Source organism: Clostridium thailandense (genome assembly GCF_019207025.1).
Lineage (GTDB): Bacteria > Bacillota > Clostridia > Clostridiales > Clostridiaceae > Clostridium_AM > Clostridium_AM thailandense.
The window spans coordinates 1-26,231 of sequence record NZ_JAEEGC010000123.1 but is presented as its reverse complement, the minus strand read 5'-3'; the positions used below and the strand labels follow the sequence as shown (position 1 = coordinate 26,231).

Sequence of the window (26,231 nt, the reverse complement as noted above, 5' to 3'; positions counted from 1 at the left end):
GAGTAGGTCGTTGCCGGGTTAGTTAGAGGTACTAAGCAAAGCTTAGTACCTTTTTTATTAAGGTATTATTTAATTTAATTTATAATAAAAGTAAAGCCCAGTGAAAGTATTCTACAGGGCTTTACTTTTCTAAATTAGGCTGCCAAGAACTTTTCCAATACTATCATTAATAACTATGTCAGCTTTGTTATCATAAGCTGTTGAGGATTTATTTATTAGAACTAATTTATTACCTTTAAAATAATCTACTAAACCAGCAGCTGGATAGACAACTAAAGAGGTACCTCCTACTATAAGTAAATCTGCTTGTTTAATGTAATGTACTGATTTATTTAGAATATCCATATTCAGGTTTTCTTCATAGAGCACTACGTCTGGCTTTACTATACTATTACAAGCATCGCATATAGGTACTGTAGTCTGGCTATTAATTATATATTCTAGATTAAAAGATTTGCCACATTTCATACAGTAGTTTCTGTGAATAGATCCATGCAATTCAAGTACATTTTTAGAGCCTGCCATTTGATGAAGTCCGTCAATATTTTGGGTTATTACTGCACTTAGTTTGCCTAACTCTTCTAGTTTAGATAATGCATAATGAGCAGCATTAGGTTTGGCCTCATCATAGATCATTTTCTTTCTATAAAAATCAAAGAAGTCCTCTGTATGTGATATGAAAAATGAGTGACTTAGCATTACTTCTGGTGGATAAGAGAAATTATCCTTTGTCTTATATAGACCTGCTTCAGATCTAAAGTCTGGAATAGATGATTCTGTAGATACACCTGCTCCACCAAAAAATACAATATTATTACTAGACTCTATAGCTGATTTTAATTCTTCATTTACCATGATATCACCTCTTATAAGGTATTATACCATTATGGTATATCTCCATAAAGCAATATTGGGTAAAATTAACATAATGTGCACGATAAAACATAATACAATGTAGGCAATAAAATTTATTGACAAACTGCTATATAAATGATATTATATAAGAGCGTTGAACGACGCAAGGTTTTATGGCGCTATAGCCAAGTGGTAAGGCAGAGGTCTGCAAAACCTTTATTCCCCAGTTCAAATCTGGGTGGCGCCTCCAAAAAAAACACCTCACTTTGAGGTGTTTTTTTATTTATGATACAACAGGTTGTAAAACTTCGATTTTTTGTTCCACGAAATTTATTTTAATTTTAGCTCCGATCGGTAAGGTAAGTTTAGGATATGAATGACCAGATTGAATATTAGTTAAAGTTGGCTTTTTAAGACTTAGAATTCTATCTTCTATTACTTGATCTAAGGTTAAACTTCTTTCATAATGGGGAAGCTCACAATTAGTAAATTGTCCAAGAACAATACCCTTACATTTATCTAGTTTTCCACATAATATAAGCTGAGTTAACATCCTGTCAATTTTGTATGGATCTTCACCGACATCTTCGATAAATAAAAGTTTATCTTTAGTATTAACTTCAAACTTACTACCAATAGTACTACATAATAGAGATAGATTACCACCTACTAATTGACCAGATATTATAGGCTCAGGTGAAAAACACTTAATAGGCATATTACTAGGATTATTAATAGTGTAAGGTTCATTTCCAAACATAAGAGTCTTTAAGAAGCTATCTAGCGTATCTTTATCTGATAGATTAGAGTTACACATAGGCGAATGAAAAGTTATTAATCCGCATTTCGACCATATGTTATTTAATAGGGTTGTTATGTCGCTAAAGCCGGCAAATATTTTAGGATTTTGTTTTATAGTTTCAAAATCTATAAGAGGAAGGATGCGCATCGATCCATATCCTCCCCTCACGCATAAAATCATGTCAACCTCTTTGTCCTCAAACATATCCATTAGATCTTTAGCTCTATCAGTATCTTTACCTGCAAGATAGCCTATTTTATCATAAATGTGCTTTCCTTCTTTAATATTAAATCCTAAGCTTTTTATATATCCTATACTTTTTTTTATTTTATCAGCATTTTCAGGTCCGGCAGGAGATACGAGACCTATAGTATCACCTTTTCGTAGTCTTTTTGCAAGCATATGATCACATCCTTATAATTAAAATAATCCTTTTTTACGTAAAATAATTACAGGTATTAAGCATACAATAGCTGCTATTCCATAAACCATCCAAAATGCACTTGGATTATTATTAAAAGGTATTCCATTTACATTCATACCAAAAGAACTAAAAATTATATTTGGTATAGCCATAACAATAGTTAAAGATGCAAGTAGTTTCATAACTATATTTAGATTATTTGATATTACAGAAGCAAAAGCATCCATAGTGCCGCTCAAAATATTACTATAAATAGTAGCCATTTCTATTGCTTGTTTATTTTCAATAATAACATCTTCAAGTATATCTTGATCCTCAGGATATTTTTGAAGTAACTCAAGTTTAAGCATTTTTTCCAAAGTAATTTCATTAGCTTTTAAAGATGTTGAGAAATAAACAAGAGATTTTTCTAAAGATAAAAGTTGGATAAGTTCTTTGTTTTTCATTGATTTATGAAGTTTTTGCTCAATCATAAGACTTTTTTTATCTATTTGTCTAAGGTACAATAAATAGTAACTAGCTATTCTATAAAGAATTTGAAGTATAAATCTTGATCGTTTAAATGTAAAAAATGATTTGATCTTTCCATCTATAAAATCAGTTAAGACTTTACTATTTTTTAAGCATACAGTTATTATTGTTGATTCTGTATGAATAATTGAAAGAGGATATGAATCATAAGTTAGTGAATTATCCTCCATCTCTGTAAATGGAATATCAACTATTACTAGTAAGTTATTATCTTCAGTATCAATACGAGAAGTTTCTTCCTCGTCTAAAGCAGCTTTAAGAAAATCAAGTGAGACATCTGTTTTTTTTGATATTAAAAGTAAATCTTCCTCAGAAGGAGCGACTATATTAATCCAGCAACCTGGTTCTATAGTGTCTACTGATTTTAGGATTCCTGTTTCATCCAAAGTTTTATAAATTGATATCATATATTCCTCCTATGTAATAACTCAAATTAACTATAATTATATTATATCGTATTGGTGTTATTTGTGTATATTATAACAGACAATTTATTTTTCAAATAAAAAAAGGAGACCAGTTACCTAGTATCCTTTTCATTATAGAATTCCGTTTTAACTTGATTAAGTAAAGAAGCATTTTCTATAAGGTCTAATCCAGTTAATGCAAGTGCATGAGCGGTTTTTATGACCCTATCTTGAGCAAAATAGGATGTGGTAGCTGAAGCAAACTCGGGAGAAGAATATTGCAAACTTTTATCTTCTGCTATAGATATATATGGATGTATACAAGGTACTATGTGACTTACTGTTCCTAAGCTAAGACCAGAATTAGTGTCTTTAGGAGCATCTATGTCTATTATTCCACATTCTTTAAGATTGTGTGAAAATATTCTTGATAGTGTCTTATTAGGAATGAGTTCGTCATATGGAAGTTCATATATGCAAATATTTGATTCAACTTCCATTAGATTACCTGTCATTTTTACTAATTCTCTTATTTTCTTTTCTAGATTACAGGCGATCTCCATTTTTGGGGATCTTATGTAAAACTTTGACTCTGTACAAGATGGTAAAAGATAAGGTGAGTCTCCTCCTTTTAAAATGATTCCATCTATTGTTGAGTTATCATCAAATCCTTTATCAAGTAAGTTTAAAGTATTAAAGGTAAAGAGACAAGCATCTAAGGCTGAATAACTTCCTGAGTTTCTATAAGAAAAGCCTTCCTTACTTTTATAAGTTATTTTTATAGGAACGATAGCCATTGATGAACCGCTTTCCGCTGTTATTACATCAGGATGAGCCATGAGAACTACATCAATATCATCAAAAGTACCTTGTTTTGTCATAGTTACTTTTGAGCTGCCTGCAAACTCGCCAGGACATCCTATAACTATAATGCTTCCTTTTTCTTTTGGTAATGAACCAGATAAGGATATAGCAGCACCCAAAGATATTGCAGATATAATATTATGGCCGGTTATGTGACCTTCATCTTCGACAGCATCATATTCACATATATAACAAATTTTAGGGTGACCAGTTCCATATTGAGCATAAAAAGCCGTTTCTATATTAAGATAATGCCTTGTAACCTCAAAACCTTTGTCTTCTAACATGCTTACTATATAATCATGAGCTTTAAATTCATGAAAACTTTTTTCTGGATTTTTGTAGAGATATTGTGATAAACTTAATATATCATCTTTAATTTTACTTAAATTAGTTAAAATCTCATGTTTCATAGGAAATACCTCCGAAAACTTTTTTAAAATAAAATGTAAGAACTTGATTAATAACCAAATAGTTGGTAAAATATGTTAAAGAACGTATTTTATTATATAACTTATACAATAAATATTTAAACGATAGGAGGAGGGTTATTATTCACTTAAAATTTATAATAAAAAACAAGCTTACAATTTTATTCTTGCTTTTACTTATTATTAGCACTACATCTGAGGTTTATGCACAAGGAAATTATCAAAGATATGGTGGAACTGATAGGTACGATACGTCTATGAAAATTTCTCAAAATTTTAATTCAAAATCAGGTTATGCAATTTTGGTATCTGGAGAAAACTTTCCGGATGCTTTATGTGCATGTCCTCTTTCAAAAAAATATGATGCGCCTATCATACTTACTGGAGAGAAAAATCTGGATTCTAAGGCTGCTGAACAGTTAAAAAGTTATAATGTGTCTAAAGTATTTATAATAGGTAAATCTATATCGGAGGACGTAGAAAATAGCATAAAAGAAATGGGAATAAGCTATGAACGTATAGGTGGTATGGACAGATATGAGACTGCAATGTTAGTGGCAAATTACGTTGGAATAAAGGATAGAATAGTAGTTGTGTCAGGTGAAAACTATGCGGATGCGTTATCGATAGCACCAATTGCAGCAACTATGGATTTGCCTATTATACTCGTAAGTAAAGATTATTTGCCTGATTCAGTGAAGAATGGGTTATTAGATAAAAATGTCACTAATACATATGTAATTGGATCAGAAGGGGCTGTAAGTGAAAATGTAAAATCACAATTTAAAAATTCAGAAAGAGTATCAGGAAATGATAGATATAGTACAAATACTGCGGTCATAAATAGATTTAAAGATGCGTTGGATATGAGCAATATTTATATTGCATCAGCACTTAATTTTCCAGATTCACTTTCAGGGTCTGCATTAGCACAAAAAAATAAAGCTCCATTAGTTTTAGTTAGTGAAAATATGAATGAAAAACAACAAAATGATGTTAAAGATATTTTATCTTATGCGAAAAATATTTATATATTTGGTGGAGAAGGAGCTGTTTCACTAAAAACTTTATACTTAATAGGACTTGAAAAAAAACCACCAGAACCATCTAAAACAGAAACTCCTTCAGGCCCACAACCACCAGAATGGACAAGTTCTTTTCATGTAATGGATGCAGGAGAAACTACAAGTGTTTCAATAAGACAATATCCAAATTCTTCTTCAGCAATTATTGGTTCTACTTATGGTAGTCTTCCTGAAGTAAAGATTTTGGACAGTACAGACGGATATGACTATGTAGAAGTACTTGATTACAATACTTTAAATTATATTAAAGGATATGTACCAGCATCACTTGTTAAAACAGTGCAACCGTCTGGACCATATAATATACTTGTCGATAAGAGTAAACAGAAAGTACAAATATTTAATGGACAAACATTGGTAAAGGAATTTGCATGTTCTACTGGACAAGATAATACACCAACACCTTCAGGTAGATTCTTAGTGGGATCAAAAGGTCCATATTTTTATGCATCAGATAATGTAATATGTTATTTCTGGACAAGACTCGACAATGGTTATCTTTTCCATAGCGTTTTATATGATACGGATGGATATCCTATCGAATCAGAGTATGAAAAGTTAGGTGACAAAGCATCTCATGGATGTATTAGACTTCCTTACTATGATGCAAAATGGATTCAAGATAATATACCAAGAGGAACATTGGTTACAATAAGAGATTAGTAAGCTAAATATAAACTCAGTGTAATTAAAAATAAATTATACTGAGTTTAATTTATTTTTGTGGACAAAATAAGTTTCTTAACGTAAGAGAATATTATATATTATATGAGGCAATAATTTAAGATGCTAAAAAATATTTAAGAAGGGGGACATTAATTAATGAAAAAGAGAAGTTGTATTATATGTGGTAAGCCTCTTAATAATGGTATAATGATATATGGAAGAGGAATCTGTACATGTTGTGAAAAGAGATTAATAAACTTAGAAGATACTACAGATTTTTATAGTTATTATATAGAACGTATAAGAAAAGTTATAGTTCAAGATGTTATAAGGGGAGAGGAGATAAATTGTCGAAGTTACCACTTTTAGAAGGCGTTTTAAAATACGTAAAAGAAAATAATATATCCTTTTGCATGCCGGGACACAAAGGAGGAAGAGGTTTTTATGACAATCCTATTGGTAGAGAGTTTTTGGAAAACTTTTTAAAATTTGATGTAACAGAAGTTGAAGGAGTGGATAATCTTCACAATGCTGAAGGAATAATAAAAGAAGCAAGTAAGCTTTTAAGTGAATTTTATGGGAGTAAAAAGTCTTATTTTTTGGTTAACGGAAGTACTTCTGGAAACCTGGCTATGATATTTAGCAGTTTTAACGAAGGAGATAAGATTATAGTTGAAAGAAATTGTCATAGATCTATATTTAATTCCATAATAATGCGAAAACTTAAACCTGTATATGTGAAAAATATTATAAGTGAGAGATTAAATGCTCCTATTTGCGTAGATTTGGAGCATTTTTCACAAGTTTTAGAGAATAATAAAGACGCTAAAGGTATAATAGTTACTTATCCAAATTATTATGGAATATGCAGCAATCTGGAGTTTATAATAAAAAAGTGCAAAAATTATGGAATGAAGGTTCTAGTAGATTCTGCACATGGAGCTCATTTTGGAATAAGTAGTAAGCTGCCGCAGAGTGCCGTAAAGTTAGGAGCAGATATTATAGTAACCAGCGCTCATAAGACACTACCAAGTTTGACACAAACAGCTTATTTACATATAAATGAGGGGCAAGATATTGATAAGATAGATTTTTACGTTAGTGCATTTTTAAGTACAAGCCCTTCGTATTTGTTCTTATGTTCTATGGATTACGCTAGATTCTATTTGGAAAACTACGGAAAACATAAATATGAGGAATTTTTAAATGTTATGGAGTACTATAGAAATAAGATAAATACAATCGAAGGTATTTATGCATTAGGTAGAGATGATGTAAATATTCTAAATAAAGATATTAAAGATATACAAAAGTATAAAAGTGAGATTGATTATATCAAAGATATAGATAACACTAGATATGTAATAAATTTGGATAAGAGATATAATGGACATTTACTTTTGAAATATCTGAAAGTGCATGGAATTCAAGCTGAAATGAGTGATACTTCTAATGTTGTTTTGATTTTTTCTCCATTTAATGAAGAAAAGGAATTTGAAAAACTATATAATGTTTTGAAGGAGTGTGACTTGAAAACATTACAACAAAAAAATGTGGAACTGATAAATTATGATATACCTAAAATAGAAATTATGCCGTATGAAATCATAAATAAGAAAAAGGAATATATTAATTTAGATAATTGTATAGGAAGAATAAGTGCCGAAAATATAGTACCATATCCACCAGGTGTACCAATCTTAGTAGCGGGAGAACTAATAGATAAGAAAAGCTTGGAGATTATTAATTATTACAGAGAAATTGGAATAGATATATTAGGAATAAAAGAAGATAAATTAAAAGTAATAACATAATCAGCTTTATTAATAAATAATGTTGTTTTATACTTTCTGTATGGAGGAAAATAATATGCATTTAAAAAAAGGCAAGGTAATTGTAGTAGAAGGCTGTGATGGCAGTGGTAAAGCTACACAAACACAAAAATTATATGATAGACTAGTAAGTGAAGGATATAAAGTAAGAAAAGTAGAATATCCTAATTATAAAAGTGAATCTTCAGCACTAGTAAAGATGTATTTGAATGGATGCTTTGGAGATAAACCAGAAGATGTCAATCCGTATGTAGCATCAACATTTTATGCAGTAGATAGATTTGCATCATATAAAATTGAATGGCAAAAATTTTATCTAGATGGTGGAATTATAATTGCTGACAGATATTCAACTGCAAATATGATACATCAAGCCTCTAAAATTGATAATCTGGAGGAGAAAAATAAGTTTTTGGATTGGATATGGGAATTTGAATTTAAAACTTTTGGATTACCTGTACCGGACTGTGTCATATTTTTAGATATGCCTCCTGAATTTAGTAAATTACTTATGTCTGAAAGAGTAAGCAAGATGACTGGGCATATAGATAAAGATATACATGAGAAGGATTATGAGTATCTTATTCATTCATATAATACTTCTAATGAAATATCCAAGAAATATAATTGGTTGAAAATAAGTTGTGTATGTAATAATAAAATAAAAACTATAGATAGAATCCATGATGAGATATATATGAATTTGAAAAAGCAGATATTAGATTTATGTTATAGATAACTAGTTAAATATTAGTAGTGGTTGTCTATAGGATAAAATCATAGGGAGATGTTTAAGTATGAAGTTAATTGTAGCGATTGTGCAAAATGAGGATTCAGGAAATCTAATTGATATTTTAACTAAATCGGGATTTAGAGTAACAAAGCTTGCTACTACTGGTGGTTTTTTAAAAGCTGGAAATACTACATTAATGATTGGAGTAGAAGAAAAGTTTGTAGATAAAGTAATATCTAAGATTGAAGAGGTATGCAGAACAAGAGAACAAACAATAACTACCACTGCTCCAGTAACAGGTTCTACTGGCATATATGTACCATATCCTGTAGAAATAGAAGTTGGTGGAGCAACCATATTTGTGGTAGATGTAGATAAATTTATTAAAATCTAATGGAGGGATTATATTTGAGTAGTGATGTGGTAATAGGGCATGATAATATAAAATTACAAATAGCTAATTCTATAGAAAAAGGAAGGTTTTCTCATGCTCATATTATTGCAGGAGAAGAAGGAATAGGAAAAAGTTTAATAGGCAAGGATATAGCTATTAGGCTTTTAGGTAAAAAGATAAACAAACAATATGTAGATATAATAGAGTTTAAGTTACAAAAAGATAAAAAGTCTATAGGAATAGATGATATAAAAAATATAATTGAAGAAACCAATAAAAAACCTTATGAGGGAGATAAAAAGGTAATTCTATTATATAATGCAGATAAAATGACAGAAGCTGCTCAAAATGCATTCCTTAAAACTATAGAGGAGCCACCTAAAGGTATTTTTATAATTTTATTATGTGAGAAACTAGAGAAAATTTTAGATACAATAAAATCTAGGTGCCAAATATATAAACTAAATAGATTAAGTGAAGATGAGATGCTAATATTTTTAAAAAATAGATTCCCTGGTATATCAAAAGAGGAATTAAAAATAATGAATGCATTCAGTGATGGAATACCTGGAAGAGCAGAAAGATTTATTGAAGACGAATCCCTTAAAGAAATTAGGAATAGCACAGCAAATATATTAAAAGATATTTGTCAAAATAAAATTGACGATGTCCTACATAATGAGGCATTTCTCATTAAATATAAAGGAGAATGGCAAGAGATTCTCACTTGCTTTCTTGCTTATATAAGAGATATTTTATTGTATAAGGAAACAGGTAAAAATGAATTGGTAATAAATATTGATAAAATAGATGACATAAAAGATATGGCTGAAATGTTTTCATTTAATAAATTAAGTGTTATTATTAATATAATAAAAGATACTAGAAAAAAACTAGAAAGAAACGTAAATCCTGTCCTAGTTTTCGATTCTATGTTGGTGAAAATGCAGGAGGTATAGTATGGTAACAGTGGTTGGTGTAAGATTTAAAAAGGCTGGTAAAATATATTATTTTTCACCAGGTGAATTGAATGTAAAAAAGAATGACAATGTAATAGTAGAAACAGCTAGAGGTGTAGAATTTGGAGAGTGTGTTATAGATCCTAAACAGATAAAAGAAGAGGAGATAGTATCACCGCTTAAGAATGTTATAAGAATAGCTAATAAAGAAGACATAGATAGACATTTAGAAAATAAATCTAAAGAAGAAGAAGCCTTTAGAGTATGTTTAGAAAAGATTCAACAGCATAATTTAAAAATGAAGCTTATAGATGTGGAATATACATTTGACAATAACAAAGTTATATTTTATTTTACTGCAGATGGAAGAGTGGATTTTAGAGAGCTTGTAAAAGATTTAGCATCTATATTTAGAACTAGGATAGAATTAAGGCAAATTGGAGTAAGAGATGAAGCAAAAATGATAGGTGGTCTAGGGCCATGTGGAAGAACAATGTGCTGTTCCACGTTTTTGGGAGACTTTGCACCTGTTTCTATTAAGATGGCTAAAGAACAAAATTTATCATTAAACCCAACTAAGATTTCAGGTATATGTGGTAGACTTATGTGTTGTTTAAATTATGAACAAGAAACTTATGAACACATAAGAATAAAGCTACCTAAAATAGATTCAGTTGTAGATACTCCTTATGGAAGAGGAATAGTAGTTTCAAATTCTGTAGTAAAAGAAAGTGTAAAGGTTAAAATTAAGCCGCAAAACGGAGATGAAACAATAGAGGAAATACCAATAGAGAAAATAGAATTAGTTTCAGGAAGTTTTGAAGGCAGTATAAGTGAAGACGAGATTAAAATTGATGTTGAAGCTGTTGAAGATGTAGCTATTATAAAAGAGCTATTCAAGGAGGACTAGGAGGTTAGGTATGAAATCTGTTTTAAAAATCTGCAACATGCATACTGCCGAAGATGTTAATAAAATAAGACGAGCTATTTCGAACAATGAGGGAGTAGTGGCTTGTCAGATAAGTACGGAAAAGAAAGAAGTAAGCATTATATATGATGATTACTTTGTAAATAGTGAATCGTTAATTCAGTCATTAGAAGATTTGGGGTATGCAGTACTATAAAATTAGCTTTAAAAATTTATAGTTACGTGGTAGAATATAAATTAGATGTTAATCATCTAATTTTATAAGGAGGTGTTTACATATGGCATACAAAATTACTGATGCTTGCGTAAGCTGTGGAGCATGTGCTTCAGAATGTCCAGTTGACGCTATAAGCCAAGGAGATACTCAATTTGATATAGATGCAGCTACTTGCATCGATTGTGGAAACTGTGCTAATGTTTGCCCAGTAGGAGCTCCAGTTCAAGAATAATAAGATATAAAAAGACTACCTTTTGGTAGTCTTTTTATTTATATATTTGATAAATAACATAAAATTACGTAGATAAAAGAGAAATTTTACATATATCTATTTTAAATATTATGGAGTCTTAAAATGGAATTACATTCCATATAGTATATAAATATCTGCTATATTGAGTAAAGATTAAGTGAGGATGAACGAATATTTATTGTGTAAGCATAAATACTTAGTGAAATCTATAGAAAATATTGTTGGGTGGAGGGTAAATATGGATATTTTTGTTATTATTTTTATCATAGCTGGATTTGGATCTATCATAGCTGGATTTATCATAGAGAAAGGTGTATTAACTGCTCTTTTCTTAATGGCACCAGCTGTAATAGTATTTGGCGGAACTGCTGGCGCAGTTGGGCTTACATTCCCAATAGACATTTTAAAAAGATTGCCTGGAATAATAAAGATTACTATAAACCCGAAAAAAATTGATTTGCCAGCTCTTGTAGCTTATTTTAAAGATGTATCTTATAAGACCAGAAAGAATGGATTATTAAGTCTTGAAGGAGAAATATCCAGCGATCCTAATTTAGATCCATTTATTAAAAAAGGACTTCAGTTGGTAGTAGATGGTGTAGATCCTCAGGCAGTTAGAAGTATACTGGAATTAGAATTAGAATCTACATCTGAGAGACATAGAAAAGGGGCTGCTATTTTTGAACAAGCTGGTGGATATGCCCCTACATTAGGTATTATAGGTACAGTAATGGGTCTAGTTCATATACTGGCAGATTTATCAGATCCAAATAGCTTAGGTCCTAAAATAGCGTCAGGGTTTTTAGCGACATTGTATGGTCTATCATCTGCAAATCTACTATTTCTACCAATAGGTAATAGATTAAAAGCATTAGATGAAAAAGAGTTCTCGGAAAAGTCACTTATAATAGAAGGAATATTATATATACAAGAAGGTATAAATCCTAATACTATAGCGGAAAAGTTGAAGGGATTTTTAAATAAAGATGAGGTTATTAAATTTGAAGGAATGGATGGTAAGTCAGAGATATGAAGAAAAAAAAGCAAGAGGGTCATAATAATAGTGAACGATGGTTGCTTAGTTATTCCGATTTCATGACTTTACTTATGATACTATTCGTCGTATTATTTGCTATGAGTAATGTAGATAAAGCTAAATTTAAACAATTGTCAGACTCGCTTAGAGTAACTATGGGTGGGGGAAAATCTATAGTTGCTAATGAGGATGCTGTACCTATAACTGAGGATGTTAAACAAATGGAAACTAATTTAACAGAAAAAGCTGAGGAAGCTAGACTAGAGGACTTAAAAAAGCAAGTAGATACATATCTTGATAAAAATGGAATGAAATCTAATGTTACCACTAAAATTGATGAAAGAGGGCTTGTGGTAAGTTTAAATGATACTATATTTTTTGATACGGGTAGAGCTGAGATAAAGCCAGAATCACAAAAAAAACTTATTGAAATTGGAAAAATACTAAATCAGCTTAACAATTACATGAGAATAGAAGGACATACAGATAATGTGCCTATAAAGAATGACCAGTTTTCATCTAATTGGCAATTATCTTGTATTAGAGCTGCTAATGTTGTAGAATTGCTTATTAATAATTGTGGTATTCCACCTCAGAAACTTTATCCAGCTGGATATGGTGAGTATAGACCAGTAGCCGATAATTCAACGGATGAAGGTAGATCAAAAAATAGAAGAGTCGATATAATTATTATAAATAGTAAATTTAATAAAATGGAGAATAGCGGGAATAAACAATAAAATATTTTCTAAAACAAGAGCTTTAAGGTTAAATTATCTTAGGGCTTTTATTATGTTAATTTGACAATTGCCTACACATAAATCATAATTATATAAGTGAACTTTCAGCTGTGGATATCTATATAGGGAAGGGAGAAATGTGATTTATGTGCGGAGAACTATTAAGGAATGATGAAACATTAGATGATTTGCAGTTAAAAGGAATATGTGTCATACAAAAAAAGAATGCATTTAGATTCGGCGTGGATGCAGTACTTCTCGCTAATTTTGCTAAAATAAAAAAGGGTGCTAGAGTTATGGACTTATGCAGCGGAACTGGAATAATTCCTTTTATATTAGCAGGAAAAACAGATGCGGAGTATATTGCTGGATTAGAGCTACAAGAAGAAATGGTGGATATGGCTATAAGATCTATTAAATTTAATAAACTTCAAGACAGAATGGAATTTATTAATAGAGATCTTAATGATATAAAATTTTTAAAAAACTTACCTAGATTTGATGTATTAACTGTTAATCCGCCATATAAGTTGAAAAATTCAGGTATTATAAATATAAATGATAAAAATGCTATTGCACGACATGAGATATTCTGCACATTGGAGGATGTAATAAAGGCAACTAAAGCTGTATTAAAGGACAATGGTAGAATGTATATGATACATAGACCTGATAGGTTGGCTGATATAATATGCACTATGAGACAATATAAAATTGAGCCTAAACTTATAAGAATGGTTCAACCTAACTTTAAAAAGGCTCCTAATATGGTATTAATTGAAGGACAAAATAATGGAGGTGCTTTCTTAAAATGGGAGGCGCCATTGTACATATATAACGTAGAAGGTGGATATACCGAAGAAATTCATAGAATATATGGCAGACAAAAATCGGAGGAATAGTTATGGATTATGGTAAGTTGTATTTAGTACCTACACCTATAGGAAATTTAAAAGATATAACAATAAGGGCTCTAGAAGTGTTAGAGAGTGTTGATCTAGTGGCTGCAGAGGATACGAGACAAAGTCTTAAGTTACTAAATTATTTCAATATAAAAAAGCCATTGATAAGCTATCATAAACATAATGAGCAAGGAAAAAGTATAGATTTAATAGAAAAGCTTAAAGAAGGAAAAAGGATAGCGGTAGTAAGTGATGCGGGAACTCCAGGTATATCGGACCCAGGAAGTGTAATAGTATTAAGATGTATTGAAGAGAATATAGACTTTGAAGTGTTACCAGGAGCAACTGCTGTGACTACAGCTTTAGTGTACTCAGGATTAGATACAAGTAAATTTATATTTAGGGGTTTTTTACCTAGAGATAATAAAGACAGGAAACTTATAATAGATGAGCTAAAAGATAGAAAAGAAACAATAATTTTCTATGAATCGCCATATAGAATTAGAGAAACTTTAGAGTTTTTTAAAAATAATTTTGGAAATCGAAGAATTTCACTTTGTAGAGAACTTACAAAATTGCATGAGGAGATAGTAAGACTTTCCTTAGAAGAAGCTATAGAATTCTATTCGGGAAAAGATATAAAAGGTGAATTTGTACTGGTGATTGAAGGAAAAAGAGAAGAAGAAATTCTAGAAGAAGAAAAAGCTAGATGGAATTTAATTACTATCGAGGATCATATCAGAAAATATGTTTCGGAAGGATTAAGTAAAAAAGAGGCAATAAAAAAAGTAGCAAAGGATAGAAAAATATCAAAGTCAGAAATTTACAAGTATTCTATAGATATTTAAAATATGACATGCAGTTGTATTTTAATGTAAGATTATTGGAAAAAATATGGAAAAACATTAAGGAGATTAAAAGAAAAAATTTAAGTTTATTGATAAATTCGCTTTTTTAATATATAAATTTTAATATTTTAAAAAAAATACCACGATAACATTGAGATTTTATGTAATTTAATGCTATAATATAAATACTTAGTATATTAAAGAAAATCTAAAATAAAAAAATATACAAAAATTGATACTTGAATTTAATTAAAAAATCATATAAAGGTTGTTTAGTATTGGGGAGGTTTGCGAATTGAATAGGAAAGTATTAGCTGTTGTTATAGCTTTGTCAGTAGCAATGGTAACTAGTAGTAATGCGCTAGCAGCGCCGGCAAGTTCATCTAATTCACTTAATGAAATTAAAAGCCAAAGACAAGATTTAGAGACAAAGGTAGAAAAGTTAGACGAGCAAATTAATAAAGTTATGACTGAAATAAGTGATAATAAAAAAAATATTGAAAAAACTAATAAAGACATAAAAGATACTCAGGTTCAATTGGATAAAGCTGAACAAAATATAAAAAGTCAGCAAAATCTTTTTAGCAAAAGAGTAAGAGCTATGTACATAAATGGAGTAGATAGTTATTTAAGTGTAGTTTTACAATCAGATAATTTAAGTGATTTTATTAGTAGATTTGACACTGTAAAAAAAATTGTAGGTTTTGATGAAAAAATAATAGGTGATTTAAAAGACAAAAAAAGTGTAATAACTGAAAAGAAAAGCACTTTAGATGCGAAGAATAAAAATCTAGTGGCACTAAAATCAGACAATGAGAAAAAATTGTCCAAGCTAAATAGTGATAAATCATCTGAAACTAAATTACTATCAGATTTAAAAAATAAAGAAAGTATATTAGCAGCGAAGGATACTTCTACTGCAAGAATAGTGGCTTCTGCAGCAGGACAAGTTCAGAAGATTAGATCAGAGGCACCAAGACTTTCAAGAGGGGCTTCAGCAGCACCTGCATCATCAAATTCAATTGTTGCATATGCATCAAATTTTTTAGGAACTCCTTATCAATGGGGTGGTAATGGTCCAAGCACTTTTGACTGTTCAGGGTTTACTTGTTATGTTTATGCACACTTTGGAATTAGTTTGCCAAGAGTTGCATCAGACCAACAAGGAGCAGGGACTCCAGTATCTAGAGACCAACTGCAACCAGGAGACTTAGTTTTCTTTGGCTCACCTGCACACCATGTTGGAATATATGTAGGCGATGGATGTTATATTCATGCTCCAAAGACTGGAGATGTAGTTAAAATATCTTCATTAGGTGATAGATCAGATTATAGTGGAGCAACAAGAGTTAGGTAAAATAGATTAGTTTAATATTAAATGCTTGATAATTAATTTAATGAATTTTGAAAATTATGATATCATTAATATTAGTATTCAGTGTATGGTAATATTAATGATGTTTGAGCTATAAAAAGGGCTTACAAACAATTAGTGTTTGTAAGCCCTTTTTGGTGAATATAATTTGACTTAATATATAAAAATAAAAAACCCACATAATTTATGTGGGTCAATTCGGACTACTTGTCCATTTTTAATTCATTCATACAATTTTTGCAGATGTTTTTTCCCTTATAGTTTACAACATCTCTTGCGTCACCACAGAAAATACATGCTGGCTCATATTTCTTTAGTATGATTTGTTCGCCATCAACGTATATTTCTAAAGCATCCTTTTCTGCAATATCTAGAGTTCTTCTTAACTCTATAGGAATAACTATTCTACCTAACTCGTCTACTCTTCTTACAACACCTGTTGATTTCATTTAAATTTCCTCCTCTAATCCCACAATTCGACATATCTTTAATTAAATAATAGCAAATATTACATTTAAAGTCAACAATATTTTGAAATTTATTTTACAAATTTCTTATTAAATTCCATCTAAAGTTAATATACTACCCTAATATACAAATGTCAATACTTTTTTATATTAAAATACATTTTTTTACTATATCATTAAGCATAGATAAATCAATGGATTAGAAGGTTATAAAATTGGATATATGTACTAATTTGTAAAAAGTAAATAAGATATTAAATTTGTAAATAAAATAGTAACTATATGGATATAAGAAAAAAAGTGTCGAAGTTTAATGAATATACTGTGAAAAAATTAATAAATTCAATAAATAATCATAATGAAACCAATATTTACAAGGGAATATATTACATTAAGTATTATATAGTTGACGTTTGCTATTTAAGTAAATTTAAATTTATTGCCTATTATGCTATAATGGTGAAATGAGGTAAAACATAAGGGGGAATATCAAATGAAAATATTTATTGATACAGCTAATATTGAAGAGATAAAAAGAGTAGCTCAATGGGGGATACTTGACGGTGTAACAACCAATCCTTCATTAATTGCAAAGGAGAAAAGAGATTTAAAAGAGGTAATAGAAGAAATATGCTCAATTGTAGATGGACCAATAAGTGCGGAAATTATGAGTTTAGAATCAGGAAGAATGATAGAAGAAGCTAGAGAACTTGCTAAACTTCACAAAAACATAGTAATAAAGGTACCCATGTGTGAAGAAGGACTTAAGACAGTTTCTGTGTTATCAAAAGAAAGAATAAGGACTAATGTTACATTAGTGTTCTCGGCGCAGCAAGCTTTATTAGCAGCAAAAGCAGGTGCTAATTTTGTAAGTCCATTTTTAGGAAGATTAGATGATATAGGAGCTGATGGAATTAAACTTATAAATGATATTTCAGATATATTTAATATATATGGAATTGAAACTGAGATAATATCAGCAAGTATAAGGCATCCAATACATGTTTTAGAGTGTGCGAAAGCGGGTTCAGACATTGCTACAATACCGTATAAGATATTACTTCAAATGTTAAAACATCCTTTAACTGATTCTGGAATAGAAAAGTTTATAGATGATTACAATAAATCACAAAAATAATCTACATACATAGATGACCACGCCGGACATTCAACTTATACTCCTGGATATATTGACATTCTTTCGGAACAATGAATACTGAGCTAAGACTTATAACAAAAGTATTTAAATATTCCTTCTAGAATGTCAATATATCCCTGCGCATAAGTTAAATGTCTGATGTAGGTGTCTATATGATTCATCGCTTGAAAATAGTATAGACTCTATACAGAAAATTTTAATCTTTCCTAAAAAAATGATGTTATTAACACAATAAGTTATCCACAGTGTTGATAACATTATATAAATGCCATAAGACTATATGAGTACCAATATGTACAAGTTATCCACAAAATGTGTTGATAAAAATAACAAAACTGTGGATAAGCTATAAATTATGATTATAAATCCACAGTTTAAAGATAAACAATGATTAAAAACATTCTGAAAACAAATATATTTAATTTTACTATTTATTCTAGGCTCTGAAAAGTTGAGACAACAAAATCAAATTCTTCAGGGTTGGTTATCTCACCATAAGTATCCTCTGATATTCCAGGGTAATAGTGTAAGATAAACTTTTCTTTATTAATTATATTTTCAATTACTATATATTTTGAATCGCGATCCACATCTTGAATTACTCCGAGTACAACATATCTATCATCAATACCTGTTCTATTATTGGTTAAATTCAAAATAAAGTTATCAGGTTTTGATATATTAACTTTTTTATGATCACAAAAAACTATGTTTGAGTTATCACGGCAGCCAAGACAACTATCAAATCTGCAATTAGCAGTACAATTTAGACATTGACATTGGCTGCATTTGACTAGCTGGCTCAAAGATTCAGTGTTATCTCTTTTGTAATCATCTAATAAATCGATGTATTTATCATTACCAAATTTACTAAAGAAACCACCTTTATTAATTTCACATTCAGCTGTTTGTAGTAGTTCAATATATCTTTTTAAAACTGGTAATTTTGCAACGTACTTTCTACGCTTTAAAATGGATTCATCTAAAAAAGGAGAAACATTATCTATTGCATAGTTTATATCTACAAAAATCTTACCATAACTATTTTTTTCGCTTTTTAAAAATTCATTAGCCTTACTCATAATATCACCTTAACTTTGCTTATATTTCTTTAATTCTTCATCAAGACTTACTTCATTTAACTTTTCAAACTCTTTTTCTAAAGAAGTATCTTCTATCAAGTCTCCGAGACCTTCAGCCATAGCTTCTTTTCTTTGAAGCTTTCTTTCAATATCATTTATATTTATTTTATTGCTTCCCGTATCTACATTTGCTAATATTTCATTTACTTTTTTGCTGGCTTCAGCATTATTAAATCTTGCAGCAGCTTCATCTCTATATGATCTAGTCTTATCTATTTCATCTTGAAGACTTCTTAATTTTAGTTTTATAGTATCAGCCTTCTTTTGAGCATCATCATAGCTATTTTTTAATGAAGCATAAGTATTGTCTGCATCAATTTTTTTGGCAAGAGCCTTCTTGGCTAAATCTTCATTACCTTTACTTAAGGCGAGCTTAACTTTTTCATCAAATTCCTCAGAAGTTCTTTTAGAAGTTGTCATTTTCTTTTCAATTTCATGAACGTTACCTAAGACTTGAGCAGAAGAGAGCTTTGCCTTATTTAAACTTTCTTCCATATCTCTTATCTTTTGATCTAAAAGTTCAATTGGATTTTCTACCTCATCCAATGCAGTATTAACTTTTGCTTTAAACATATTTGATATTCTTGAAAACATTCCCATAAAAATACCCTCCTTAATTATCTTCTTCTATATTTTTTAATTAATTTAATAATGATTACTATTATAATGATAAATATTACAAGCTTAAATATACCTAGTATAAAACTACCAGCAAGACTATGTCCGCCATATCCACTATAGTAGCTATGTCCCCAAGGAATAGGAATAGGTATAGGCAAAAATGATCTCTTACTTCCGCTTTCGTAGTTTTTAGATGATTGGTTTGCTGTATTACTGTTTTGTTGTGATTTATAACTGTCACTTGAATTAGAAGTACCAGATGAAGACTTAGGCGTAGTAGAGAAGTCACCAGATTTAAAGCTTCCTCCAGAAGATGATTTAGTGGTTCCACTGGAAGACTTAGGAGAAGAAAAACTTCCGGATTTGAAGCTTCCTCCTGAACTGTGGCTTCCGCTTGAACTGTGGCTTCCACTTGAACTGTGACTCCCACCACCCCCTTTAGCGTAAACCACTGAGTTATTGATATTAATTCCAATATAGTTGGTTATAATAGGACTAAATACATTTGTTGATATAAATAGCAATGCAATCAACAGGCAAGTAATAAACCTCTTTTTATTGATATTGGACACCCCCCAAAAATAATGCTACTTTTTATTATATGTTAGCATATTATTAATGTTTATTGTTCATAATTAATACTAAATTTTTATTTTGTGTTATTTATATTTTGATCTATTAGATAGATTATGATATTATTATACAGTATGATATACCTTATAACAATATTATATTAAACTTATTTTAAGCGATATTAAACCGTATAGAGAAAGAAAAAAAATAAATCGCTGTATATCTTTAAGTAGCTTAATATTTCTTTGTAATACGTAATATTAATTTATAGCATTTAACTTGTAAAGGGGTTATATATACCGTATAATATTAGTATAGTATAGATTTAGAAGGTGATTTTAATTAAAAATATTTTAATTAAAAATTATATTAATTTTGTGTAGTGTGTGTTAAGTGAAAAATTCAGTATTATAATTGGAGGTTTTAAAGGTGAAAGAAAACAAGTTTGGAATAGAATATATAAATAAGATGTCCAAGGAAATATCTCAAAACACTATAGTTCCATATGAAGATTTGCCCAAATATGATTTATTTTTATCACAAGTTATTGATTATTTAAATGATAAGTTTGAAGGAGAGAAATATACAAATAATATAGTTCAGAATTATATAAAAAACGAAGTAATATCTAAACCAGAGGATGGGAAAAAAAGAGGATATACAAAATTACATCTAGCTCAATTAGTGTTGTTGAGTTATATGAGGCCTATATTAACAACGGAGGAAATAAAAAAAGTTTTCAGGTTAGCCTTCAATGAAATAAATGATGGCGACGATGATATTATTTCATGGGAAAAAGCGTATAAGATATTTTCTGATATACAAGAAGATAGTTTTCAAGAGTTTTTATCGAAAGAACATTTTGATGAGAAAAAATTTAGGGAAATAACTAAAGATATGAACTTAGAAACTAAAGAAGAAGAAAGAATAAAGGTGTTCTTTTTAGTAATGACGCTAATATGCCAGGCGAGTGCAGTAAAAAAATTGGTACAAAAAATAGTGGCGACATATGAAGACGATGTATAAGAGTGTAAAAAACATCAAGATTTAAATATCTTGATGTTTTTTTATTATAAACTATGGAGTTTTTGAAAAATATGATATATAATATATGTATATTTATGCATTAAAAAGAATAAATATTTATTTTATATATTTTAGGAGGTCAAAATGTTTAATTTAAAAAATAGAAGTTTTTTAACTTTAATGGATTTCTCACAAAAGGAAATATATCATTTTATTTATCTAGCTCAAGAACTTAAAAGAGCTAAATATGCAGGAACTGAACAGCAAAGACTTAAAGGCAAAAATATAGCATTGATATTTGAAAAAGATTCTACTAGAACAAGATGTGCATTTGAAGTAGCTGCTTTAGATCAAGGAGCACATACAACATATTTAGGTCCAAGCGGTAGCCAGATGGGAAAAAAGGAATCTATTGCAGATACAGCTAGAGTACTAGGAAGAATGTATGATGGAATAGAATATAGAGGATACGGTCAAGAGGTAGTAGAGGATTTAGCTAAATATTCTGGTGTGCCAGTATGGAATGGACTTACAAATGAAGACCATCCAACTCAAGTCTTAGCAGACTTTTTAACCATGATGGAGCATTTTGATAAACCATTGCATAGTTTAAAATTTGCTTATGTAGGAGATGGCAGAAACAATATGGCTAATGCACTAATGATAGGTGCTGCAAAGATGGGTATGGAGTTTAGAATTGTTTCACCAAAAGAATTATTTCCAGATGAAGAATTAGTATGTAAATGTAGAAAAGAAGCTGAAAAAACTGGAGCTAACATTATTATTACAGATAACGTAGATGAAGGAGTAAAAAAAGTTGATGTAATATATACGGATGTTTGGCTATCAATGGGAGAAGCAGAAGAATTATGGGGTAATAGAATAAATCTTTTAAAGCCTTATCAGGTTAATATGGATATGATAAAAAAATCAGAAAATGAAAATATAAAGTTCTTTCATTGTTTACCTGCATTTCATGACACTAGCACAAAGGTTGGAAAAATCATATTTGATAGGTATGGGCTTGAGGCATTAGAAGTTACAGATGATGTTTTCGAAAGTAGGTATTCCGTAGTATTTGATGAAGCTGAAAATAGAATGCATACAATAAAAGCAGTTATGGTGGCTACTTTAGGAAATTAGAATAAAGGAATTAAAAGGTGTTAACTTTATAAAAGATGATTTCATAAAAGTCTACAATCAAATAAGCTTAAAAAATATATATGTTTTAAGTAAATTCATTGACGTATATTATTATTAAAAGTACAATTAAATATTGAAAGACTTAAAATTTATTTCCTACACTTATGCAATTCGGAGATGATATTTATGAACATTATAAGAAGCCTATGGGAGAAGGAAATGGTTAGAAAAGTGTTCACTTTTATATTAATTATTCTAACTGTTTACTTTTTAAGAGGAATTGTGGACTTATTCTTGCTGACATTTTTATTTACTTATTTAATTTATAACATGCAGCGATTTATAATAAATAGTTTAAAATCATTTATAAAAATAAACGAATTGAGTATGACAATAATTCTATATTTTATTATTTTTATACTGTTAGGATATTTTATATATAGGTTTATTCCTATAATAATTAGTCAAAGTATTACTATAGTTAATGAATTTAGCGGGATGCAGTCAAAAACAAATATAAATAGAATAGAACAATATTTATTTCCAATAGCAGGCAAAGTTGATATAGAGGGCTATATAAAGAATGAGGCTAATTCTATATTTCAGTTTATTGCCAATATAGGAAAATGGGGGATAAACATATTATTATCTTTAATTCTTAGCTTATTTTTTATTATTGAACAGTCCAAAGTAAAAAAATTTTTGAAGAGATTTAATAACAGCAGATTATCTGATATTAGCAAATGTTTGGGTTTATTTAGCGTTAATTTTTTAAACTCCTTTGGAAAAGTTGTACAAGTCCAAGTTATTATTGCAGTTACAAATGCAATTTTATCAATGATAGCATTAAGTATAATGGGATTTCCTCAATTAATAGCTTTATCATTTATGATATTTATTTTTAGTTTAATACCTATAGCAGGTACTATAGTATCGATATTTCCACTTTGTATAATAGCATATAGTATAGGAGGAATTATCAAAGTATTGTATGTTCTTCTCGTTATTGCAATATTGTATTTACTTGAAAGTTATGTTTTAAATCCTCAATTTATGGCAGCAAAAACTCATATACCTGTATTTGTTGTATTTATAGTACTTATTATATCTGAACACTTTATGGGAATATGGGGATTGTTACTTGGAATACCTTTATTTATGTTTATTTTGGATTTATTAGAGGTAAATTTAAATAAGCTTTGATAAAGATAAAGCCGAAAGTTGAAATATCCTGGAGGGTAAATCAACTTTCGGCTTTATTTTTCCATGTAGTTAAGTAAACATATACTTTGAGAAGATATTCCTTCCTCTCTTCCCGAAAAACCAAGTCCTTCTTCTGTAGTAGCTTTTACACTTACTCTACCGATATCAATTCCTAGAGTATAGGCAATATTTTTTCTTATTTCAGTTATGTAAGGAGATATTTTAGGCTTTTGTGCAATAATAGTAGAATCAAGATTTTCGACTGAATATCCACTGCTATTTATAAGATTACCTACCTTTTTTAATAAAAGTAAACTTGATATTCCCTTGTAAGACTCACTTGTGTCCGGAAAGTGTTTTCCTATATCGCCTAGAGCTAATGCGCCAAGTAAACTATCCATTATAGCATGTAAAAGAACATCAGCATCAGAATGCCCAAGCAAGCCTTTTGAATGAGGTATATTTACACCACCTAAAATAAGAGGTCTGTTTTCAACTAGTTTGTGTACATCATAACCAATTCCTACTCGCATAATAAAATCTCCTTAATTTTTATATATAATTATTATAACATAAACAAAAAAGGTGCATAGTATTTAGCACCTAAGATATATCTTTATTATAGTATATTATTTTTTTGTCATTATTAGGATCAGAAGGGTTATTTGGAGAGTAAAATAATTTTTTGAATAGATTTTTAAGCACTGAAATAAATGTGCGGTTCTTATCATTTTTCCTATTTTTAGTGAAATCAACATGAATAACTTTATCTCTCATAAACATCCCTACCTTTCATATAATAGTCTATACCTAAATAATACCATAAGCTAAAAGAAAAGTTAAGAAAATTCTAAAAATAAAATAAAATTTAATAACATTTAATATAGTAACCTTAATTAATAAATTTTATAACTCAGAAATAATAAGTATATAAGTGAGAGCCTAGGAGGATGAAACCCCCCTAGGGCAATCATTAGAGAAAAAAGGTATAGTAAGAAGTATAAAAAAGGTTTATTAAAGAAATTAGACTTTCAAGTGATCTGTAATACTAGTATATGAATGCAGCTTACAATTGGTTAACTTAAATATAACTTTTGATCTAAAAATGTGTTTGTAAATAGAACAATAAATGACAAAATAAATTTAAAATAAAATTTCGACAGAAGAAATTATGAATAAGTGGAAACTTCATAATATTATTAGAAACCATAGTTTATCCACACATTATCCACAATTCTGTGGATAATGTGTACAAACTATGGTCTATATTTTGTGTAAATGAGAAAACAGCTTAAAATGTATTAAGTATTCAACACTAAAAGACAAATTTCACAAGTTATAAACAAGCATTCTGTGGATAATGTGTATAAATCTAGGTGAGTTATAATATTGAATACATATTTAAATAATTCTCAAAATAAAACATAGAGAGAGCAATTTGTAGCAAAATGCGATAAAGTAAGAATGATACGTATTGTTAGCGATATTGATATGTAGTAATAAAAATATATAAATCGATAATTGTTATTATTTAAAACTAACAAGTTATCAACAGGTGAAATGTTAATAATGTGGATAATATTTATATATAATTAAATACATTTCTATTACGAATAATTGCACATTTATATTATAATTAATATAGAATTTTAAACTATACATTTATATTAAGAAAGTGGTGATAGTTATGGATAAACTTTATAAAAGAATTGCTTTAATATTAGGTGTTTCTTTTATGATTGGATTAGTGGGCTATAGATTAGTTGGTTATAAAAAAGTTGAATTTCAAAATAAGCAGGCTGCTGATAAAATCACAAATACAACTAAAAAAGTGAGTGAGGGAGAAAAAGACAAAAATCAATCAGCAACAGGTAAAAATAACGTAAAAAAAGAAAGGGAGTTCAAAGAAGTTCCCCTTAAACAAAATGATAAATCTGTTCCTGTTTTAATGTATCATTCAATAGACTATGAAAAAGGAAACGAATTACGAGTTCCAAAAGAAAAGTTTAGAGAACAAATGCAATATCTAAAAGATAATGGTTATACTACTCTAACTTTTGATGAATTATATGATTTTTTAGTTAATAATAAACCAGTTCCAGAAAAATCAGTAGTTATAACGTTTGATGATGGATATGAGGATAACTATCAAAATGCCTATCCGATTTTGAAAGAGTTTGGATTTAATGCAGCCGTATTTGTAATAACTAATGCTGTGGATAATGAAAAACCGTTTTTAACTTCTGAGCAGTTAAATGAAATGGAGAAGAATGGAATAGAGATAGAAAGTCATACTCTGGCACATGATGAACTAAACAAGTTATCATATGATAAACAGGTAACAACTCTAAAGGGTTCTAAAGCATTTATTGAAAAAACGTTGAATAAACAGGTGAAATACATAGCATATCCCTTTGGAAAGTGGAATGATGATACCATAAAAGCATTGAAAGACACAGGATATGATATGGCTTTTACAACAGTAAGTGGTTGGTCAGACAAAAGCCAGGGAATGTACACACTTAGTAGAGTGTATATAAGTGCAAATTATGATATAAATGAATTTAAAAGACGCTTAACAAATCCTAAATATTGAGAACGTGCATAGGTTTGTG

At 29.3% G+C, this 26,231-nt stretch carries 29 protein-coding genes and 1 tRNA gene; 20 read left to right on the top strand and 10 right to left on the bottom strand.

The window, feature by feature from the left end; translation table 11 throughout:
* Positions 1 to 129: 129 nt before the first annotated feature.
* A complete protein-coding gene (locus I6U48_RS21215; RefSeq protein ID WP_218322480.1) occupies positions 130 to 855 on the bottom strand; it encodes an NAD-dependent protein deacylase in 726 nt (241 codons plus the stop codon).
* 175 nt (positions 856 to 1,030) lie between these two features.
* Here I6U48_RS21215 and I6U48_RS21210 point away from each other — a divergent pair.
* Positions 1,031 to 1,105: transfer RNA gene (locus I6U48_RS21210), tRNA-Cys, on the top strand.
* Positions 1,106 to 1,138: 33 nt separating this feature from the next.
* On the opposite strand, the gene I6U48_RS21205 is transcribed toward I6U48_RS21210, so the two are convergent.
* From I6U48_RS21205 to I6U48_RS21195, 3 genes are all read right to left on the bottom strand, one after another.
* Positions 1,139 to 2,059 (bottom strand): S66 peptidase family protein, encoded by a 921-nt coding sequence (locus I6U48_RS21205; protein WP_218322479.1) that lies wholly within the window; start codon positions 2,057 to 2,059, stop codon positions 1,139 to 1,141.
* 18 nt (positions 2,060 to 2,077) lie between these two features.
* A complete protein-coding gene (locus I6U48_RS21200; protein ID WP_218322478.1) occupies positions 2,078 to 3,019 on the bottom strand; it encodes a magnesium transporter CorA family protein in 942 nt (313 codons plus the stop codon).
* 113 nt (positions 3,020 to 3,132) lie between these two features.
* Positions 3,133 to 4,296, bottom strand: coding sequence for a zinc-binding metallopeptidase family protein (locus I6U48_RS21195; RefSeq protein WP_218322477.1), 1,164 nt, complete (start codon positions 4,294 to 4,296; stop codon positions 3,133 to 3,135).
* Positions 4,297 to 4,481: 185 nt separating this feature from the next.
* On the opposite strand from I6U48_RS21195, the gene I6U48_RS21190 reads away from it, so the two are divergent.
* The 14 genes from I6U48_RS21190 (at position 4,482) to I6U48_RS21125 (ending at position 16,264) form a co-directional block, all read left to right on the top strand.
* Positions 4,482 to 6,062 carry a cell wall-binding repeat-containing protein gene (locus I6U48_RS21190; protein WP_281421844.1) on the top strand — a complete coding sequence of 527 codons (1,581 nt, stop codon included), beginning with the start codon at positions 4,482 to 4,484 and terminating at the stop codon, positions 6,060 to 6,062.
* Between the two features lie 159 nt (positions 6,063 to 6,221).
* Positions 6,222 to 6,434: a sigma factor G inhibitor Gin gene (locus tag I6U48_RS21185; protein ID WP_218322476.1), complete on the top strand. Its 213-nt coding sequence runs from the start codon at positions 6,222 to 6,224 to the stop codon at positions 6,432 to 6,434.
* Complete coding sequence (locus I6U48_RS21180) at positions 6,413 to 7,879, top strand: aminotransferase class I/II-fold pyridoxal phosphate-dependent enzyme (protein WP_218322475.1); 1,467 nt, start codon at positions 6,413 to 6,415, stop codon at positions 7,877 to 7,879. Before I6U48_RS21185 ends, I6U48_RS21180 begins: the two co-directional genes overlap by 22 nt.
* A gap of 55 nt (positions 7,880 to 7,934) precedes the next feature.
* The gene (locus I6U48_RS21175; protein ID WP_218322474.1) at positions 7,935 to 8,636 is read left to right on the top strand and encodes a dTMP kinase; all 702 of its coding nucleotides are present in this window, start codon (positions 7,935 to 7,937) and stop codon (positions 8,634 to 8,636) included.
* A gap of 58 nt (positions 8,637 to 8,694) precedes the next feature.
* Positions 8,695 to 9,024: a cyclic di-AMP receptor DarA gene (gene darA, locus I6U48_RS21170; RefSeq protein ID WP_218322473.1), complete on the top strand. Its 330-nt coding sequence runs from the start codon at positions 8,695 to 8,697 to the stop codon at positions 9,022 to 9,024.
* 14 nt (positions 9,025 to 9,038) lie between these two features.
* Positions 9,039 to 9,983, top strand: a complete 945-nt coding sequence (locus I6U48_RS21165) for a DNA polymerase III subunit delta' (RefSeq protein ID WP_218322472.1) — start codon at positions 9,039 to 9,041, stop codon at positions 9,981 to 9,983.
* Position 9,984: 1 nt separating this feature from the next.
* Positions 9,985 to 10,893 (top strand): PSP1 domain-containing protein, encoded by a 909-nt coding sequence (locus I6U48_RS21160; protein ID WP_218322471.1) that lies wholly within the window; start codon positions 9,985 to 9,987, stop codon positions 10,891 to 10,893.
* 10 nt (positions 10,894 to 10,903) lie between these two features.
* A complete protein-coding gene (locus tag I6U48_RS21155) occupies positions 10,904 to 11,107 on the top strand; it encodes a heavy-metal-associated domain-containing protein (protein ID WP_218322470.1) in 204 nt (67 codons plus the stop codon).
* A gap of 82 nt (positions 11,108 to 11,189) precedes the next feature.
* Complete coding sequence (gene fdxA, locus I6U48_RS21150; protein ID WP_218322469.1) at positions 11,190 to 11,360, top strand: 4Fe-4S ferredoxin; 171 nt, start codon at positions 11,190 to 11,192, stop codon at positions 11,358 to 11,360.
* 259 nt (positions 11,361 to 11,619) lie between these two features.
* Entirely contained in the window at positions 11,620 to 12,414 is a 795-nt protein-coding gene (locus tag I6U48_RS21145; protein WP_218322468.1) for a flagellar motor protein, read from the top strand.
* The gene (locus I6U48_RS21140; RefSeq protein ID WP_218322467.1) at positions 12,411 to 13,157 is read left to right on the top strand and encodes a flagellar motor protein MotB; all 747 of its coding nucleotides are present in this window, start codon (positions 12,411 to 12,413) and stop codon (positions 13,155 to 13,157) included. The genes I6U48_RS21145 and I6U48_RS21140 overlap by 4 nt, the downstream gene beginning before the upstream one ends.
* Positions 13,158 to 13,303: 146 nt before the next feature.
* Positions 13,304 to 14,059, top strand: a complete 756-nt coding sequence (locus I6U48_RS21135; protein ID WP_218322466.1) for a tRNA1(Val) (adenine(37)-N6)-methyltransferase — start codon at positions 13,304 to 13,306, stop codon at positions 14,057 to 14,059.
* 2 nt (positions 14,060 to 14,061) lie between these two features.
* Positions 14,062 to 14,907, top strand: a complete 846-nt coding sequence (gene rsmI / locus I6U48_RS21130) for a 16S rRNA (cytidine(1402)-2'-O)-methyltransferase (RefSeq protein WP_218322465.1) — start codon at positions 14,062 to 14,064, stop codon at positions 14,905 to 14,907.
* Between the two features lie 295 nt (positions 14,908 to 15,202).
* Positions 15,203 to 16,264, top strand: coding sequence for a C40 family peptidase (locus tag I6U48_RS21125; protein WP_218322464.1), 1,062 nt, complete (start codon positions 15,203 to 15,205; stop codon positions 16,262 to 16,264).
* A 221-nt stretch (positions 16,265 to 16,485) separates the two neighbouring features.
* Here I6U48_RS21125 and I6U48_RS21120 read toward each other — a convergent pair whose 3' ends face one another.
* Positions 16,486 to 16,731, bottom strand: a complete 246-nt coding sequence (locus I6U48_RS21120) for an AbrB/MazE/SpoVT family DNA-binding domain-containing protein (RefSeq protein ID WP_218322463.1) — start codon at positions 16,729 to 16,731, stop codon at positions 16,486 to 16,488.
* 511 nt (positions 16,732 to 17,242) lie between these two features.
* On the opposite strand from I6U48_RS21120, the gene fsa reads away from it, so the two are divergent.
* Complete coding sequence (gene fsa / locus I6U48_RS21115; RefSeq protein WP_218322462.1) at positions 17,243 to 17,887, top strand: fructose-6-phosphate aldolase; 645 nt, start codon at positions 17,243 to 17,245, stop codon at positions 17,885 to 17,887.
* Between the two features lie 452 nt (positions 17,888 to 18,339).
* Here fsa and I6U48_RS21110 read toward each other — a convergent pair whose 3' ends face one another.
* Genes I6U48_RS21110 through I6U48_RS21100 form a run of 3 tightly spaced genes read right to left on the bottom strand, consistent with a single transcriptional unit; the run spans position 18,340 to position 20,204 of the window.
* The gene (locus I6U48_RS21110; protein ID WP_218322461.1) at positions 18,340 to 18,990 is read right to left on the bottom strand and encodes a DUF1292 domain-containing protein; all 651 of its coding nucleotides are present in this window, start codon (positions 18,988 to 18,990) and stop codon (positions 18,340 to 18,342) included.
* A gap of 9 nt (positions 18,991 to 18,999) precedes the next feature.
* Positions 19,000 to 19,650 (bottom strand): PspA/IM30 family protein, encoded by a 651-nt coding sequence (locus tag I6U48_RS21105; RefSeq protein WP_218322460.1) that lies wholly within the window; start codon positions 19,648 to 19,650, stop codon positions 19,000 to 19,002.
* A gap of 17 nt (positions 19,651 to 19,667) precedes the next feature.
* Positions 19,668 to 20,204 (bottom strand): hypothetical protein, encoded by a 537-nt coding sequence (locus tag I6U48_RS21100; RefSeq protein WP_246615483.1) that lies wholly within the window; start codon positions 20,202 to 20,204, stop codon positions 19,668 to 19,670.
* A 508-nt stretch (positions 20,205 to 20,712) separates the two neighbouring features.
* On the opposite strand from I6U48_RS21100, the gene I6U48_RS21095 reads away from it, so the two are divergent.
* The 3 genes from I6U48_RS21095 (at position 20,713) to I6U48_RS21085 (ending at position 23,616) form a co-directional block, all read left to right on the top strand.
* Positions 20,713 to 21,270 (top strand): DUF1836 domain-containing protein, encoded by a 558-nt coding sequence (locus I6U48_RS21095; RefSeq protein ID WP_218322481.1) that lies wholly within the window; start codon positions 20,713 to 20,715, stop codon positions 21,268 to 21,270.
* A 144-nt stretch (positions 21,271 to 21,414) separates the two neighbouring features.
* A complete protein-coding gene (gene argF / locus I6U48_RS21090) occupies positions 21,415 to 22,413 on the top strand; it encodes an ornithine carbamoyltransferase (protein ID WP_218322458.1) in 999 nt (332 codons plus the stop codon).
* Positions 22,414 to 22,599: 186 nt separating this feature from the next.
* The gene (locus I6U48_RS21085; protein ID WP_218322457.1) at positions 22,600 to 23,616 is read left to right on the top strand and encodes an AI-2E family transporter; all 1,017 of its coding nucleotides are present in this window, start codon (positions 22,600 to 22,602) and stop codon (positions 23,614 to 23,616) included.
* 53 nt (positions 23,617 to 23,669) lie between these two features.
* On the opposite strand, the gene ispF is transcribed toward I6U48_RS21085, so the two are convergent.
* On the bottom strand, positions 23,670 to 24,149 hold the full coding sequence (gene ispF / locus I6U48_RS21080; RefSeq protein WP_218322456.1) for a 2-C-methyl-D-erythritol 2,4-cyclodiphosphate synthase: 480 nt from the start codon (positions 24,147 to 24,149) through the stop codon (positions 23,670 to 23,672).
* Positions 24,150 to 24,219: 70 nt separating this feature from the next.
* Positions 24,220 to 24,393, bottom strand: coding sequence for a hypothetical protein (locus tag I6U48_RS21075; RefSeq protein ID WP_218322455.1), 174 nt, complete (start codon positions 24,391 to 24,393; stop codon positions 24,220 to 24,222).
* 910 nt (positions 24,394 to 25,303) lie between these two features.
* Here I6U48_RS21075 and I6U48_RS21070 point away from each other — a divergent pair.
* A complete protein-coding gene (locus tag I6U48_RS21070; RefSeq protein ID WP_218322454.1) occupies positions 25,304 to 26,212 on the top strand; it encodes a polysaccharide deacetylase family protein in 909 nt (302 codons plus the stop codon).
* Positions 26,213 to 26,231 lie beyond the last annotated feature (19 nt).

Excerpts from the sequence above, each read along its gene's own strand:
- I6U48_RS21140 (WP_218322467.1), top strand. The coding sequence starts at position 12,411 with ATGAAGAAAAAAAAGCAAGAGGGTCATAATAATAGTGAACGATGGTTG.
- I6U48_RS21105 (WP_218322460.1), bottom strand. The coding sequence starts at position 19,650 with ATGGGAATGTTTTCAAGAATATCAAATATGTTTAAAGCAAAAGTTAAT.
- I6U48_RS21145 (WP_218322468.1), top strand. The coding sequence starts at position 11,620 with ATGGATATTTTTGTTATTATTTTTATCATAGCTGGATTTGGATCTATC.
- I6U48_RS21070 (WP_218322454.1), top strand. The coding sequence starts at position 25,304 with ATGGATAAACTTTATAAAAGAATTGCTTTAATATTAGGTGTTTCTTTT.
- I6U48_RS21160 (WP_218322471.1), top strand. The coding sequence starts at position 9,985 with ATGGTAACAGTGGTTGGTGTAAGATTTAAAAAGGCTGGTAAAATATAT.
- argF (WP_218322458.1), top strand. The coding sequence starts at position 21,415 with ATGTTTAATTTAAAAAATAGAAGTTTTTTAACTTTAATGGATTTCTCA.
- fsa (WP_218322462.1), top strand. The coding sequence starts at position 17,243 with ATGAAAATATTTATTGATACAGCTAATATTGAAGAGATAAAAAGAGTA.
- I6U48_RS21135 (WP_218322466.1), top strand. The coding sequence starts at position 13,304 with ATGTGCGGAGAACTATTAAGGAATGATGAAACATTAGATGATTTGCAG.
- rsmI (WP_218322465.1), top strand. The coding sequence starts at position 14,062 with ATGGATTATGGTAAGTTGTATTTAGTACCTACACCTATAGGAAATTTA.
- I6U48_RS21110 (WP_218322461.1), bottom strand. The coding sequence starts at position 18,990 with ATGAGTAAGGCTAATGAATTTTTAAAAAGCGAAAAAAATAGTTATGGT.
- darA (WP_218322473.1), top strand. The coding sequence starts at position 8,695 with ATGAAGTTAATTGTAGCGATTGTGCAAAATGAGGATTCAGGAAATCTA.
- I6U48_RS21205 (WP_218322479.1), bottom strand. The coding sequence starts at position 2,059 with ATGCTTGCAAAAAGACTACGAAAAGGTGATACTATAGGTCTCGTATCT.
- ispF (WP_218322456.1), bottom strand. The coding sequence starts at position 24,149 with ATGCGAGTAGGAATTGGTTATGATGTACACAAACTAGTTGAAAACAGA.
- I6U48_RS21185 (WP_218322476.1), top strand. The coding sequence starts at position 6,222 with ATGAAAAAGAGAAGTTGTATTATATGTGGTAAGCCTCTTAATAATGGT.
- I6U48_RS21120 (WP_218322463.1), bottom strand. The coding sequence starts at position 16,731 with ATGAAATCAACAGGTGTTGTAAGAAGAGTAGACGAGTTAGGTAGAATA.
- I6U48_RS21195 (WP_218322477.1), bottom strand. The coding sequence starts at position 4,296 with ATGAAACATGAGATTTTAACTAATTTAAGTAAAATTAAAGATGATATA.
- I6U48_RS21095 (WP_218322481.1), top strand. The coding sequence starts at position 20,713 with ATGTCCAAGGAAATATCTCAAAACACTATAGTTCCATATGAAGATTTG.
- I6U48_RS21200 (WP_218322478.1), bottom strand. The coding sequence starts at position 3,019 with ATGATATCAATTTATAAAACTTTGGATGAAACAGGAATCCTAAAATCA.
- I6U48_RS21155 (WP_218322470.1), top strand. The coding sequence starts at position 10,904 with ATGAAATCTGTTTTAAAAATCTGCAACATGCATACTGCCGAAGATGTT.
- I6U48_RS21215 (WP_218322480.1), bottom strand. The coding sequence starts at position 855 with ATGGTAAATGAAGAATTAAAATCAGCTATAGAGTCTAGTAATAATATT.
- I6U48_RS21175 (WP_218322474.1), top strand. The coding sequence starts at position 7,935 with ATGCATTTAAAAAAAGGCAAGGTAATTGTAGTAGAAGGCTGTGATGGC.
- I6U48_RS21085 (WP_218322457.1), top strand. The coding sequence starts at position 22,600 with ATGAACATTATAAGAAGCCTATGGGAGAAGGAAATGGTTAGAAAAGTG.
- I6U48_RS21075 (WP_218322455.1), bottom strand. The coding sequence starts at position 24,393 with ATGAGAGATAAAGTTATTCATGTTGATTTCACTAAAAATAGGAAAAAT.
- fdxA (WP_218322469.1), top strand. The coding sequence starts at position 11,190 with ATGGCATACAAAATTACTGATGCTTGCGTAAGCTGTGGAGCATGTGCT.